This is a genomic window from Flavobacteriales bacterium, assembly GCA_016704485.1.
GTDB lineage: Bacteria > Bacteroidota > Bacteroidia > Flavobacteriales_F > PHOS-HE28 > PHOS-HE28.
In genome coordinates, this window is the sequence record JADJAA010000004.1 from 44,729 (window position 1) to 58,802 (window position 14,074).

Sequence of the window (14,074 nt, forward strand, 5' to 3'; positions counted from 1 at the left end):
AATATCCTATTCATCACCGTATATTCGAATCTTAACCTTTTAAACTCTCCCAACATGGCAAGTACGAAGATCGTAAAAGCTACTTTTTCCGTAAAAAAACCTGATCACGCCATTCCTGTTGGAGTGGTTAAACCCCTAACTGGCTCTACGTGCGAACCCACGCACGTAAGTTTGGAGACCAACCATCAGGTGATCGTTGTTTTTAAGACCAAAGTAAGTCTGAAGAATGTGAGTGTGATCAACAATGAGGTTGTGGTCACGGAAGGCGGATCTGGGGCAAAATATATATTGGTTGTTCTGGATCAGACTGATACTGATGTTTGGACGATAGTGATCCGTACGGATAAGGAGAGCGAGGGCGGTGGAGATACATTCATCGCTGGAACGGGATTGGGGGTGAAGAGCTGATCGGAATTTTACATATTGCCGTTCTTGTTCAACCAAAGGTCTGAATGCGCTATGTGCTGATCATAAGCTTATTGCTTGCCGGTATTTTAGATGCGGGGCAAGGTGTAGCCCAGCAGGTCCTGTCTAAGGATTCCGCAGATAAAGCAATAAACGAATTGCGGGGGCTGGTGGCTCGTGAACATAGTGCCACTGTTGCTATTACTGCGGATCTGTTGGCCACGTATCAACACTTGGGTGATCGATGCGCTTTGGCAGAGGTCAACGGATTCAGAAGCACCTCGTTCACCGAACTGGGTAAGCTGGATTCGGCCATGTCCTGTGCGCTTCGGGCCATGGAACTGTATACATCCGCTTGCGACTCCACAGTTCTCGTGAGGGGATACGTAGCACTATCGAGATTATACTTAGCGCTTCAGGACTTTTCCACATTGGATTCCATTTGTGATGTGGGCTTATCACTTTGGCGACCGCATTATGAGCCCGTGATACTCTACAATGCATTGCTAACGAACAAGGCGATCGGTCTGGCAAGGCAAAATGATCTTGTCGGTGCCAAACAGATCTTCAAAGCGATCTTGAATTTAGCGGAATCAAGGCATAAGCCACAGGAGATCGAGGATGCCAGCGCGAATATGGGGGTGATCATGAAGATGACCAGTGAATTTGATAGTGCAGCCTATTTCTACAACAATGCTCTGCTGAATGCAAGGAAGAATAAGAGTGCCATTCGCATTGCGAACAACTATTCCAATTTGGCAAAACTGGCACACGACCGAAAACAGTATAATGCTTCATTGCCGCTCTGGGATTCTGCGCTTGTGTATGCGATCGAGGCGAAGAATTTGGAGCATCAGGTCAGGATACATGAACACCATGCGTTGGACCTTATGGCCGTTGGTAGACCTGCTGAGGCGTATGAACATTCGTTGCTCCGTTATGCGTTGAATGATAGCATTCTGAATTCCGAAAAAGTTCTTCGGATGGCAGAAATGAAGGAGAAGTTCGAGACGGAGAAAAAGGAACGAGAGATCCTAACATTGCAGGCAGAGCAACTCAATGGGAAACTGGAGAACACACGGATCACCCGATCGCGGGATCTGATGGTGCTCGGTGGATCAGCTATCGTTCTTCTGGCTTTTGGACTGTGGCATAGGCTGGATCACGTCAGTCGCTCTCGGGCTGAGATAAAGAAGGAGCGGGATATCTCTGAAGGATTGCTTCATAACATCCTGCCCGAACAAGTAGCTGAAGAGATCAAAACAAAAGGGTATGCGGATGTGAACGAATTCGAGACTGCCACGATCCTATTCACGGATTTCATAGAATTCTCAAGTATCAGCGAAAAGCTAACAGCGACAGAGTTGGTGCGGGAGATCGACATCTGTTGGAGGGCCTTCGATTCGATCGTTGAGAAATATGGCGTTGAAAAGATCAAGACCATTGGCGATGCTTATATGGCGGTCGGTGGCCTTCCGGATATTCAGAAAGGTGATCCGGGAAGGGTAGTTCTAGCCGCACTTGAAATGCAGGAGTTCATGGCCAAGTATCGGGTCGATCGTCTTGATCAGCAAAAAGTGTTCTTCGAAATGCGGCTAGGGTTGCATACTGGGCCCGTGATCGCAGGGATCGTTGGTGCAAAGAAGTACGCTTACGATATTTGGGGTGATGCCGTGAACACCGCACGTAGAATGGAGTTTTGTGGAGAGGCGGGCAGGGTGAACATTAGTCGGGCCACTTATGAAAAGATCAAGGAATTACCGGACCTGCGCTTTACTCCGCGTGGCTTTATCCATGTGAAGGGGAAAGGCGAAGTGGAAATGTTCTTTGTGGAAAAAGCGTGATCACGAATGATCTAGTGCAACGAACCACGCATCCGTTTGAATGGTCCACGCTTTGCGGAAGGGAAGTGTGCTCTAGCTCGAAAACTCCAACCTCACCAAGTGGAAGCCATGACCAAGCGGGTAGGAGAACACCGGTCAGCTTTCGTTCTTCAATAGGAGTTTGCGCAATTATCGCTAGGGAAGTCCCAGAGGGGGAACAACGCAATCCAGCGCATAAGAGAGTTGCCTTAAACTGTAGAAGGAGTACGAATATCCAACCAACAAGGTGATCAACCGATCCACCCGCCAAATTCACGTAAGAAAACGTTACTCGGTCTCGGCCTCAGCAGCCTTTTTCAAGCTCGGATCCAAAGGCTTGCGCACTGGCATGCTCGATCCTGCACGATTGAAGGTATATTCGAACTTACCACCGCTGCGTGCAGTTGCCTTGCATTGCGGGATCAAGTTCAACATGTTCTCCTTCTGTAGCTTCTTCAGGAATAACCGGAAGTTCGCGCCTTTTTCCTTGTCGCGCTCGACAAGTTCACGGTCCGCCAACATGGGGTACAGTTCCTGACTCGGTACATTCACCGAACGGATCTGTTCCAAATGCTCTTCAATGGCCCGGCTAATGCGAAGGGCTTGCTGTATCTCTGGCTGGGTGATGGACATTCGACCGTAAAGGTGGTTATTCTTTGTGAATTGACCAAAAAATGAATGCGTTTCTCAAGAGATCAGCTGCTAGTAAGGGGTCTCAGTCAGGGAAACGCTCCGGGTCAACCTCTTTCATGATAGCGATGATCGCATCCACCACATCATCCACACTTGGCTTGCTGAAGTAATCTCCATCAGAGCCGTATGCAGGGCGATGTGCCTTTGCGGTAAGGGTTGTTGGTGCACTGTCCAAATACTGGTAACCCCCTTGAACCTGAATGATCTGCTGCAGTAAATAGGCACTTGCACCACCAGGAACATCTTCGTCCACGATCAGCAAGCGATTGGTCTTCTTCAAGCTTTCCACACAACTATGTTCCCGGTCAAAGGGTAGGAGCGTGCGTGCATCGATCAGTCTCAACATCGATGCCCAAGGCATGAACGCGTTCCGCAGCCTGCACACAGATATGGAATGTGCTTCCGTAGCTTACTAAAGTAAGGTCGGTACCAGAACAAACGACCTCCGGAATTCCGATGGGCACTGTGAAAATGCCTAGATTGCTAGGTAAACGCTCTTTACTGCGATAGCCGTTCAAACATTCGATGACCAACGCGGGGTCGTCTCCTTTGATAAGTGTGTTGTAGAACCCTGCCGCTTGTTGCATGTTGCGAGGAACGCATATGATCAATCCACGTGCGGCATTGATGATCATGCCCATAGGGCTGCCACTGTGCCAAACGCCTTCCAACCGGTGGCCACGCGTGCGAATGATCAATGGTGCTTTTTGTCCGCCTTTCGTGCGCCATTGGATAGTACACAGGTCATCACTGATGCCTTGGATGCAATAGAGCAAGTAGTCCAAGTATTGGATCTCGGCAACCGGGCGCAAACCGCGCAATGCCATTCCTAATCCTTGCCCCAGGATCGTTGCTTCGCGTATGCCAACATCGCTCACACGCAGCTCACCGAACTGTGCCTGCATGCCTTCCATGCCTTGGTTCACATCACCGATCTTTCCGGTGTCCTCACCGAATGTGAGCATTAGTGGTTCCCTCTCGAACAAGGCCGCGAAATTGTCGCGGATGATAATGCGACCATCCACCTCTTCATCCGTGTTGTATTCCACCGGGACCTCCGCAACATTCAAGCTACTGTGTGCGCTTTGGCTATAGAGGTGGCTGCCGTATCGGTCGGCGTTGAGGGCCATTGCTTCCTCGATCCAGTCAATAAGCGGTTGACGTGCGATGGGGTCGGCTTTTCGGCCGGCTAATAAAGCCCTTCGCGCGGCACTCACGATCTCCTTCCGGCCTGGGCTGATCTCCGCGCGTAGCTCGTTCACCAGCGCGATGATAGTAGCCGAAGCGGTACCGTCATCATGGTGCCGACCAACGGCCAAAGCTTCCATAAGGAAGCTCGCGTCGTGGGCTTCTCTCTTGATCTCTGCTTCGAACGCTGCCCATGCTGCTTTCTGCGAAGCCCGCACATCTTTCCGTGCTTGTTGTTCTATTTCATCCAGTTCCGCCTCGGTCGCTATGGCCTCACCGCCTGGCTTGAATGCAAGGATCCACTGACGGAATTTCACATTGCAATCGTATTCCTTGTACCATTCCAGCAGCGGCACTTCTTTAATCTTCTTTCCGGCGCTATCACGGATCCAATCTGTTACGCTGTTCTTGTACCGTTCGTGGGATCCGCTGGTGCTGTGGCCTTGCGGCTGTGTTACTTCCTGAACGTGGATCAAACACGGAACATGTTCCTCTCGGCAATCGGCGATCGCCGTTTCATACACTTTGTTCAATGCAGGATAGTCCCAGCCTCTTACGGTATGGATCCGGATACCGTTGGTGCCTTCTTCTTTCTGGAACCCTTTGAGCAGTTCACTGATGCTGCCTTTCGTGGTCTGGTGAGCTTTGCTTACACTGATGCCCCACCCATCGTCCCAAACGTTCATCGCCAACGGCACTTGCAATACACCCGCTGCATTCATGGTCTCCCAGAAATGGCCTTCACTGGTGCTGGCATCGCCAATGGTACCGAACGCCACTTCGTTGCCTTTGTCGCTGAAGTGCGTGTAGCTGTGCAACGCTTTGTTCTGGCGGAACATCTTGCTTGCCTGTGCTAAGCCCAACAACCGTGGCATTTGCCCAGCCGTTGGCGACATGTCCGGACTGGAGTTGTATTGCTCTGCCAAGTTCTTCCACTCACCGTTCTCATCCAATGAACGCGTTGCGAAATGGCCGTTCATTTGCCGGCCACCTGTAGCTGGTTCGTGTTCCAGATCCGCATGCGCGTAAAGTTGCGCGAACCATTGTTGAACGGTAAGCTCGCCAATGGCGAACATGAACGTCATGTCGCGGTAATACCCGCTGCGCCAATCACCCGGCCGGAACTGCTTGGCCATGGCCACCTGCGCCAATTCCTTGCCATCGCCGAAGATGCCGAATTTGGCCTTTCCGGTAAGTACTTCCTTGCGGCCCAACAAACTTGCTTCACGGCTGGTGTGTACCAGCGCGTAATCGCGGAGGATCTCTTCACGTAATTCCTTCAGGGTGATCTTGGCTTCGGCGGTCGCGGTCATGCACACAGTTTCTTCTTGTGATCGTGGCGAAGTTAGGACGGCACGGCGAAATGTGGAATGATGTGTTGGTTGTGGCCCGGAATGATGGGTAATTTGCGGCTTGACATCGTTGGCGGTACCCTATGTTCGGTGGCCAAGTATTCAGAAAGTAGACAGGCTGAATTGTATGACCCTCGAGGTGGTCAACGTTCTGTGTATTGTGCGTATCCCGACGGGTATGCACTATAAATGTTGTTGGGCATAGTTTTCTTATATAAACGTTTCAAAAGCGATGTTTTCTTTAGTGACTCTATTATAGTTCATTATCGCAATTGCAAGACCTACAGATGTTGGTCTTATGGTTTTAAAATCCTTTTCTTTCCAGTCCGTCAGCAACTTCTCAATTCTAGGATTACATTTTATCATGAATTCTTTAATCTCTTGGTCGTTTAAAAGGTTTTTATTTTGAAAATTTAATGCTTTTTTACCGATTTCGCCTAAATCTAATTCATCAATTTTCGAATTGAATACTTCGTCATTCAGTGGATTGAATTGTAGAGCAATAGGGTTTTGAAAGCACTTCATTAGTAAAGGGGCCAACCTATTTTTGTCATCCCGAAACTCTTGATTAAGCTCTTCTTCAGTGAATCCTTTAGAGATTAGCGCTTTATATCTTACTTTAAAAATTTGTTCTAAAGGTTTATAAGAACTACCCTCAGAAAGGATAGTGCAACATCCTGTAAATTGAAGATGTGTGTAAAATGAATAACTGGGCGGAGTATTGGGGTAAAAGACTAAAATTCGGTTCTCAATGAACTCTATAAATGTTGGGATATTTACGATTGTATTGTGATTGATATATACAGCAGAAAAAATAAGAGTCATAACATTAATCTGCTCTTTTGTTAACTTAGGCAATATCGTTAACACTTCGTCTAACACAATCTGTTTTAAGCTTCTTTCTTCTGAATTTATTCTTTCAATTAATATATTCAGAAGTTGTTCTTTTAACTCTGAATCTCCACTTTTTGCATACTCTTTTTGTGTATTAAACATGGAAGATTGAACAGAAGGTTCTTGAAGTTTACTTTCTAATTCAGGAATCTTTACGTAGAATTTTGCGATAAATTCATCAGTTAACTCCTCTGCACGTTCCAATGCTTTCTTGGCAGCTTTTTCAGAAAATGTATAAAAATTCGCTTTAAATACATCTATTGCGATTTGTCTAGCTTCAGCTGCTGTGACACCAATATTTACATTACCACCAATCTGGACGTTCTCTGAATTATCCCCGGATTCTTGTTTCATCTTTTCATCCATTATAGTCTCCACCTATTTGTGTATTAGTTGAATTATCTCCCGATTTTTGTTTCATATTGGTGGATTTCGATTTCTTTTTTTTCTTGAATAATGCGTATATAATTCCAATAACGAATACACCGATTCCACTAAATATCCATTCCTTATTTTCAAATATTGAATCCATGATTATTGTGTTTTTTGATTATGGCCAACAAGAGGCTATCCAACGACCCTTAGATAGTTCCGCTATCCAAGCGCCGTGAAAAGAGATCGTAAGGAATTGAAAGCCAAGATAATGTATTTCTGGCGTTGATAAGATCCTTGGTTATGCGCAGCAAGATCTAGACTGTCCGGTATGCTGGTGATCCACTTAAACTCGATGGTACTCTCACCGATAGGCCAGCTTCTCCAGACCTGTTTTATCAGCGATCTGAATATCCCGGCCTTGCGTGGTGATCAGTCCTTCATCCTTCAGGTCGCTCAAACACCGGATCAGTGATTCCGTTGCCGTGCCCACGATGCTTGCTAGGTCTTCTCTGCTTATGCGCAAGCCGAGGTCTGCTTTGTCCTCCTCCGCATAGCGGTCATGCACACGTAACAGCGCTTGCGCAACGCGCTGACGAACGCTGGCATAGGCAAGTTGCAATAAGTGCTTTTCCTTTTCCTTTACATCGTGCGTGAGCATTTTGATGAAGCGGATGCTTACATCACGGTCCTTATGCAGCAGGGCCAAGAGGTCTTCGCACGGGATCAGCGCAACTTCGCAGTCTTCCAACGCTTCGGCGGTCTCCATGGCACGGCCGTTCTCCAAAAGTCCCATGTAGCCCACGAAATCACCGATCCCGTGGAGGCCCGTCACCAATTCCTTGCCGTCGTTGTTCATCTTGTACGTGCGCACTTTCCCAGTTACGATGTACGGGAGCTGGCGCATCTCGTCGCCATCATGGAACAAGGTTTCCTTCTTCGCGATCTTGCGCGTTTTGCGATGGCTGCTTATATCCTTCAACGCTTCCAGACCGCGGGCCTGGTCCATGAATTTGTTCAGGCCTTCGAAGCCATTGTCAAAGCCTTTGCGGAATAGATCGCTCCGTTTCAAACGCCCTTCTACGGCATTGAGCAATTCACCCTCTTCGAATGGTTTGGTGAGGTAGTCATCGGCACCCAATTCCATCCCCTTTCGCACATCGCTGCGTTCTGCTTTTGCACTGAGAAAGATGAACGGGATCTCGGCCGTTGCCGGATCGCGGCCCAACAGGTACAGTACACCATGTCCATCGAGTTCCGGCATCATGATGTCGCAGAGTATCAGATCGGGTGATTCCTTGCGGGCTATTTCCACGCCGCGCCTCCCGTTCTCCGCTTTCAATACACGGTAGTCCGCGAGTTCCAATATCTCGGCGGTGTTCTCACGCATGTCGGCATCGTCCTCTATCAATAGTATGGTCTTCATGAATTGTGTCAGGTAGCTAGTTTTGTCGGAAGGGTGACCGTGAACAGTGTATTGCCAGGTGCGCTTTTGAAGTCGATCGTGCCTTGGAGAATTTCCAAATAGCGTTTCACAAGATTTAGGCCAAGTCCTGTTCCTTGTATCGTGGATGCGTTGCTACCACGGAAGAAACGTTCGAATAGATGCTGTTGATCTTCTTCAGGGATGCCCATGCCTTCATCGCGTACGGTAATGATCAATCGGTCGTGCTCAACTTGTGTGGATAATTTGACGGGTTTGTTCTCCGGTGAGTATTTGATCGCATTGGTCACCAGGTTGGTGATCACATTGCTCAGCATCTGGCGGTCCAATAATACGGTACGTTCTCCGGCCGTGTGGTCATAATCCAACGCTTGGCCCAGTTTGGCCAATTGCCGCAATTCTTCGATCAATTCAATACTGAGATCAACAATGTCGAAGGTGGATGGATTGCATTGTACCTGGCCTTGCTCGATACGTTCCAGTGAAAGGAACTCGTTCAACATGGCGGTCATCTCCCGCACTTTGTTCCGTATCCGGCCAATGTGTTTGTCCACTTTCTCATCACTGGCTTCTTCCGTATACCTGCCGATCAGATCCACACTGCTCATGATCGTGCTGAGCGGAGTGCGGAATTCGTGACTTGCCATGGCCACGAACCTGCTCTTCAATGCATGCAGTTCACGCTCTTTTTCCAATGCTTCACGAATAGTTGATTCCGCGGTCTTCAGTTCCGCTGTGCGCTGGTGTACCAGTTCTTCCAATTCCTGTTTGCTCCTGCGTAACACGACCTCTGCCTCGTGCCGCAGCGTAATATCGGTCACTAGCCCCATTGCATACTGCTTTTCGTCCACTTTGAAGTGATTGAGACTGACCTCAACGGGGAATATGCTTCCATCCTTGCGCTTCCCGTTGAGTTCCATTCCGATCCCCATGTAACGTTCCACTGGCCTTTCATTGTACTTTTCTCTATGGTTCTTGTGTTGTCCGCGTATCGCATCAGGGATCAATATTTCTATTGTTCTACCGCTCAATTCATCATTCGCGTATCCGAACATGGTATTGAGCCGTGGGTTGTTCATTACGATCACCCCAGCGATCAACAACCACCAGTCCTTCCGCTGCGGTTCGGAACAGTAGACCACCGACCCGTTCCATGTCCAACGTGTCCAGAACCTTTGCCTTTGAGGTGCTCATGCCGGAAAGATAAGGCAGAGCAGGCGCAGGTAAGCTCACGGCGCTGACCTGCTGGTGCGATAGTGGCTTCCCCGTGCCTGGATCGTAGACACGCCACTTGCTCATCGGTTTTGCGTAGAGATTCAACGTAATTGCACGTTCAGGTCCTTATTGATGAACCGGTGGATCGAGGAGCCATTGGTGAGCGAGTCATCTTCTCCTGGTCGCAGCATCAATTCGCATGTTCTTTGGAGTCCGTCACCGGTATAGATGAAACGTTCTTCCACCACCTCCCCCTTCACAGCATGTATCCAGGCCGTTTTGGCTGTCATAATCATGGATGCTTGTACTTTGGCCGGGTTCGTGCAGTCACCAAAAGTTCAAAGTCATTGTTCCGTTGGATGCAGGTGCGGGTGTAGTGTTTATTGTTCCAGCGGAAATAGGCGCAATGTCCTTTATTGGAACATTGTAGCGTGCTAGGATCTCTCCAAATTCACTTCGGTCCCGGTGCCGCAAAAGTTCGCGCACCAATTCACGTATCGATGATCGATTGCAATGGCATTGTAGCGTACGCCTCAAGGGCGCAATACACAAACGTACCGGGCTATTGCGTATTACCCTGACGAATGTCAGGAAGACGCAAGGAACTGGTATAAACCCCGATCAACGATGATCGACATGCCAACGCGATGACATGTCCATCCGGATCCACGAAATATGCTGTGCGATGTCCCAATCGCGGTCTTTGGCTCCGTCTATCAACCGCGCTCCGGCTTGCTTGGCTCGTTCGCACGCAGCAACAAGATCCGTACCTACCAGGTACAACTCACATCTCGGAGTGCCATTAGCGGTAGAAGGATGGGGTAGTGGCCCACTGACGATCTTGGCAATTCCGTTCTCCGGCATCAATCCCAGAACGCTGCCACGGGAAGTCCGAACTCCGTCATGCCCGGTACGTTGAGCGTGGGTTCCAGGCCTAGTAGAGCGGTGTAGAATGATGTGCTACGGAGTTGATCCTGCACGTATAGTATGAAGTGGATGCGCAACATTCAATTTGAAATAGTGGTCACGACTGACCGGATGTGACCGATCGGCGATCATCACTTAATGGATACCATCACATGCGTTTCACCAACCACTGCATGAATTCACTTTTCAGTTCGTAGTATCATTTGTCGAATGTCTCTCCATAGCTCCGCGATGCGTGGTGTGATCGTAAAAAGCCGATGGTCGATCGCTACTTATGGGATGCTCTATGCTCTCTTTCGCCAACCCGTTCTCATGGAGCTTCAGTTCATGTCTGAGTTCATCGATAAAGCTCCGTTGACGGATGTATTGGTTCTGGAAGTGCTCCAGCTCTGCCATGACCTCATACCGGTGTTCCGCTTGCGCGTCTCTTCCATGCGGTGTTCAAAATGCTTATCTCTGCTCTTGCAGAACGCCAATTTGTTCACCTAAGTTCATGTTCGTTAGGGTCGGTAATGTGCACTTTTTCTGTCGTGGTGTTCATGGGATCTTGTTCAATGACAATTAATAATGGTGTCAGCTACTGTCGGCGGTGGTGGACTTATCAAAGGTATCCTAATTCCAAGCCGCGTAGGATCGTTAACGCGGCTAACGTTGTTACAAGGACAGGTGAAGCTCGGCGCAACATTTTACGGGCATTAGTGCCGAGCATGGATCACTCATACTCAGCGCGATCATTGCAGGCCCAAGTTCCTAATCCGAACAACGCCATGAACAATGCACCTTGCCATACCGTTCCGAATGTTGCGGAACAAGCGCAGCGGCGTGGACAATCCGCGTGGTAATAGACCATTGAGCGAATACGTAAGGAACAAGGCTTCGGGCGCAGTGCGTTTCAAGTTCCTTGCCAGCAGACTACGCGTTCTACCAATGAACAGGGCTATTGATTACGTGGGTGACCAACGCTCAAAGAGGCCGGTTGCGATCGCGCGGATATCAGCAATATGGTCCGGCGACGTTCGTCGTCTGAAATTGCTGGAGCCAGCTCGAATGCTTTTCCAAAGGCTCAGAATGCTACACCCAGAGCGTATACGCCCGAGAAGTCGTCCGCTATTCAGGATCGACGTGCTGCTGGGCCTTGCACGCCAACCCGGTGCAGGGAGGGCACGGCCAAAGCATGGGAGGTCCGAACATTCCAACACAATGCGCTGCCCGCAATACCAAGTATGAAAGCGGTTGGCGAGCAGCGCATTCCGTGTACCACTATTCTTTCGTTCGGAAGTAATACAGCTCTCCTGCTTTCATTCCAACAAGGCGTTGTACCGGCGAGCGCAAGCCAAGATACCTTCGATGTCGAAAATACCATACTTCTTGCCATTACCGTCGTTTTTGAAAGTAGGGTTGTTCGGGCGCAGCAGTGTGAACTCGCCCGTGTCGTTCAGGGTCAATTTCTTTTGGAATTCAATCGAATGCGCATTTGCGGTGATACGTCTCTACATCCGACGAAAGTGCATCTGCGCGGTTAGTATTGTTGATGTTGCTGGTATTTCAGATCTTGTTCGTAGTACTTGTCCGTTACCAAAGGGTGAAGGATTCCCCGAAGCTCTGATCGAGGAGTAGGTCATCCATTCCCACAAAGGTGATCGACGCTAGTGTTATTCCTTTTCCCAATTTCATTCTTATTGATCACGTCCCGGTCCCATGGATATCTTTACTTTCTCCAAGAGCTTATCACCACTGAAAACGCCTATCACCAACTTGGTCTCGGTGCCTTGCAATTGTCTTTTGGAAGGATGATGAACAACTCACCTTGCGCCAATTCACAGCCTTCAGGTCCATCGACTTTCTCGGTGACTTGATCTCGCCATCAGCATTCATCAATTCCATACGCAAGGGCTTATCGTATTCGTGTCTTGTTCATGGGCTTAATAACGTGGTACAAGTTACTGATGCGGCCCATCCGGTTGTTCTTGGAAGAGCATTCCTGGCGTGCGTAGGAGGGTAGTATCCGTATCAGATGCGTATGGCGATACGACGTACTTGAAATACACCGATGGCCCTACACGAATAACCGCAAGAATACGCCTTCAGTCCGTTATCGAAACGGAACGGCTTCTTGTCCGCGTCTCGGGTTCACTGGCATAGCCGGATGGACCCTTTGGGCAAGTTCACACTTTCCATCGTGTGATTAACGCATCAATGCGTGCCGTGCAATTCCACACATTCAAGTATGTTCCGTTGCGGATATCGATCCCGTAGGACCAGCATGAACACAGGTCTTGCAATCCGATGCAATCGCCCCTTGCCAGCTCTTCGCGCACCTCGTTCTTCCGGAAAAGACCGCGTGTCTCCACGTACATGATGTAAGCGATGAGGATGCTTTTGCGTCAACAGCCCACAAAGCGACCATGCAAGGTCCGTGGTACGTGCTTGTTCCCGGAAAGACGCGAAGTTGCCATAGAACGCTCCACTGAACGCAACGATCTGCAGACCACCCATGTGCTGGTTTCGCTGGTTCCCTAATGATCATCCAACAATTCATCCAGAACCGATGACATAGGCCAGAAGAATTGTTCCCTATGATGACTGATGCCGAAGAAGATGTATAGCTACGGCGTTTCTTCCACGCCTTGTTGGCATCCATCGGGCCCTTTGTTCAAAACATTGTTGTTTCCAATCGCCCTCAATGGCGTACTCTATTCAGCGGAAAACATTGTTCCGAAGACCGTTTGAGGACAGGCCCAGCCACAGAAAAGCAGACAGAACGCGACGGTGAACAAGGCGACCATGGCAGACAATGAACGTGAAAGCCGATGAGGTCGAAAGTCCTGTGGCCCAGAACACCTACACGAAGAAAACGGACCGTCGTTCCACCAAGTTGATGGTCAACAAGGGTTCTCCGTCTATGCGAATGAACGGACCAACGAATAAAGGACAAGCACGGAATAGGCGAACGCTTATCCCACTTGGTGAACTTTCCATAGGTTTCTTCGGATAGACCCAAACGCGTTTTCCTGCTTTGTCCACCGGCTTATCGCATCCCGGTAGCTTTCATCCGGCGCTGTGTCGCGCTTTATATGAGCGGGTTGGTGTCTTGCGTCACCGCCACGGACGTAGTATCACCAGTGATGGCTTACTATCGAGTAGGCACGGCTCCATCTTCTTACCAGAGCTCACCTTGCGGTGCTTTTTTACGTGACAGGGCCTGTGCCCTGTAAGCTCATAAATGTAGCTGGATAATTCACTGATACTCTGGAGGTTGCAAGTGGCTCTTAAATCCAACTGGTCGTGCCTTTTTCCGGAACGCCGTACTTGATGGTCAAACGTTCTTGGTACCACCGCCATGTATCAATGAGCATCTGTCAGATTAAGGACCGGCAGAGGTTCTGGTGCCGCTGCATCGGCCCCGTGGCAAGGTGTACAGAAGGTTGTGAAGTTGGCTTTGCCCGCTGCCAGAAAGTTCGCCTCATTGCTCCGACCCACACATTGGTCTCAGCCACTGCTTAGCGGTCTGGGTCGAGTTATATGCTGCAATGTCGATCTCCGCTTGTGCCATGGCTACTTTGTATTCTGTGTTCTGTTCCGGTATGGGATATCAGGGACGTGGACTGCGACCAAGTAGAATACGCCACATGCAAGACAACCGTAGAACAACCACACCCACCAAGGCGGCAGCACGGTTGTGAAACTCGCGGATACCATCATAGTCGTGCTCCAACAAGATG

The 14,074-nt window shown here is 49.3% G+C and carries 16 protein-coding genes and 1 pseudogene; 4 read left to right on the plus strand and 13 right to left on the minus strand.

From position 1 onward, the window contains the following. Nucleotides 1-54: 54 nt before the first annotated feature. Nucleotides 55-408, plus strand: a complete 354-nt coding sequence (locus tag IPF95_17980; GenBank protein ID MBK6476572.1) for a hypothetical protein — start codon at nucleotides 55-57, stop codon at nucleotides 406-408. A 44-nt stretch (nucleotides 409-452) separates the two neighbouring features. After that, nucleotides 453-2,249 carry an adenylate/guanylate cyclase domain-containing protein gene (locus IPF95_17985; protein MBK6476573.1) on the plus strand — a complete coding sequence of 599 codons (1,797 nt, stop codon included), beginning with the start codon at nucleotides 453-455 and terminating at the stop codon, nucleotides 2,247-2,249. A gap of 306 nt (nucleotides 2,250-2,555) precedes the next feature. On the opposite strand, the gene IPF95_17990 is transcribed toward IPF95_17985, so the two are convergent. The 9 genes and pseudogenes from IPF95_17990 to IPF95_18030 all read right to left on the minus strand — a co-directional run bounded on the left by IPF95_17990 (nucleotide 2,556) and on the right by IPF95_18030 (nucleotide 10,432). Next, entirely contained in the window at nucleotides 2,556-2,900 is a 345-nt protein-coding gene (locus IPF95_17990; GenBank protein MBK6476574.1) for a hypothetical protein, read from the minus strand. Between the two features lie 82 nt (nucleotides 2,901-2,982). Next, nucleotides 2,983-5,461, minus strand: a pseudogene (locus IPF95_17995) (transketolase). A 249-nt stretch (nucleotides 5,462-5,710) separates the two neighbouring features. Next, on the minus strand, nucleotides 5,711-6,748 hold the full coding sequence (locus tag IPF95_18000; GenBank protein MBK6476575.1) for a hypothetical protein: 1,038 nt from the start codon (nucleotides 6,746-6,748) through the stop codon (nucleotides 5,711-5,713). Nucleotides 6,749-7,130: 382 nt separating this feature from the next. Then, nucleotides 7,131-8,192 carry a response regulator gene (locus IPF95_18005; protein ID MBK6476576.1) on the minus strand — a complete coding sequence of 354 codons (1,062 nt, stop codon included), beginning with the start codon at nucleotides 8,190-8,192 and terminating at the stop codon, nucleotides 7,131-7,133. A gap of 8 nt (nucleotides 8,193-8,200) precedes the next feature. Beyond that, nucleotides 8,201-9,289, minus strand: coding sequence for a PAS domain S-box protein (locus IPF95_18010; GenBank protein MBK6476577.1), 1,089 nt, complete (start codon nucleotides 9,287-9,289; stop codon nucleotides 8,201-8,203). Further along, nucleotides 9,246-9,509, minus strand: a complete 264-nt coding sequence (locus IPF95_18015) for a hypothetical protein (GenBank protein MBK6476578.1) — start codon at nucleotides 9,507-9,509, stop codon at nucleotides 9,246-9,248. Before IPF95_18015 ends, IPF95_18010 begins: the two co-directional genes overlap by 44 nt. A 17-nt stretch (nucleotides 9,510-9,526) precedes the next feature. Then, nucleotides 9,527-9,715 (minus strand): hypothetical protein, encoded by a 189-nt coding sequence (locus IPF95_18020; protein MBK6476579.1) that lies wholly within the window; start codon nucleotides 9,713-9,715, stop codon nucleotides 9,527-9,529. A gap of 331 nt (nucleotides 9,716-10,046) precedes the next feature. Continuing rightward, nucleotides 10,047-10,289 carry a hypothetical protein gene (locus IPF95_18025; GenBank protein MBK6476580.1) on the minus strand — a complete coding sequence of 81 codons (243 nt, stop codon included), beginning with the start codon at nucleotides 10,287-10,289 and terminating at the stop codon, nucleotides 10,047-10,049. Continuing rightward, nucleotides 10,289-10,432 (minus strand): hypothetical protein, encoded by a 144-nt coding sequence (locus tag IPF95_18030; GenBank protein ID MBK6476581.1) that lies wholly within the window; start codon nucleotides 10,430-10,432, stop codon nucleotides 10,289-10,291. The genes IPF95_18025 and IPF95_18030 overlap by 1 nt, the downstream gene beginning before the upstream one ends. 130 nt (nucleotides 10,433-10,562) lie before the next feature. On the opposite strand from IPF95_18030, the gene IPF95_18035 reads away from it, so the two are divergent. Next, entirely contained in the window at nucleotides 10,563-10,841 is a 279-nt protein-coding gene (locus tag IPF95_18035; GenBank protein MBK6476582.1) for a hypothetical protein, read from the plus strand. A 223-nt stretch (nucleotides 10,842-11,064) separates the two neighbouring features. On the opposite strand, the gene IPF95_18040 is transcribed toward IPF95_18035, so the two are convergent. From IPF95_18040 to IPF95_18050, 3 genes are all read right to left on the minus strand, one after another. After that, nucleotides 11,065-11,202, minus strand: coding sequence for a hypothetical protein (locus IPF95_18040; protein ID MBK6476583.1), 138 nt, complete (start codon nucleotides 11,200-11,202; stop codon nucleotides 11,065-11,067). A 448-nt stretch (nucleotides 11,203-11,650) separates the two neighbouring features. Next, nucleotides 11,651-11,797, minus strand: a complete 147-nt coding sequence (locus tag IPF95_18045) for a hypothetical protein (protein ID MBK6476584.1) — start codon at nucleotides 11,795-11,797, stop codon at nucleotides 11,651-11,653. Between the two features lie 720 nt (nucleotides 11,798-12,517). Continuing rightward, nucleotides 12,518-12,709: a hypothetical protein gene (locus IPF95_18050; GenBank protein ID MBK6476585.1), complete on the minus strand. Its 192-nt coding sequence runs from the start codon at nucleotides 12,707-12,709 to the stop codon at nucleotides 12,518-12,520. A gap of 437 nt (nucleotides 12,710-13,146) precedes the next feature. Here IPF95_18050 and IPF95_18055 point away from each other — a divergent pair, with 437 nt between their 5' ends. Next, nucleotides 13,147-13,347, plus strand: a complete 201-nt coding sequence (locus IPF95_18055) for a hypothetical protein (protein MBK6476586.1) — start codon at nucleotides 13,147-13,149, stop codon at nucleotides 13,345-13,347. A gap of 560 nt (nucleotides 13,348-13,907) precedes the next feature. Here the strand turns inward: IPF95_18055 and IPF95_18060 are convergent. After that, entirely contained in the window at nucleotides 13,908-14,054 is a 147-nt protein-coding gene (locus IPF95_18060) for a hypothetical protein (protein ID MBK6476587.1), read from the minus strand. Between the last annotated feature and the right edge of the window lie 20 nt (nucleotides 14,055-14,074).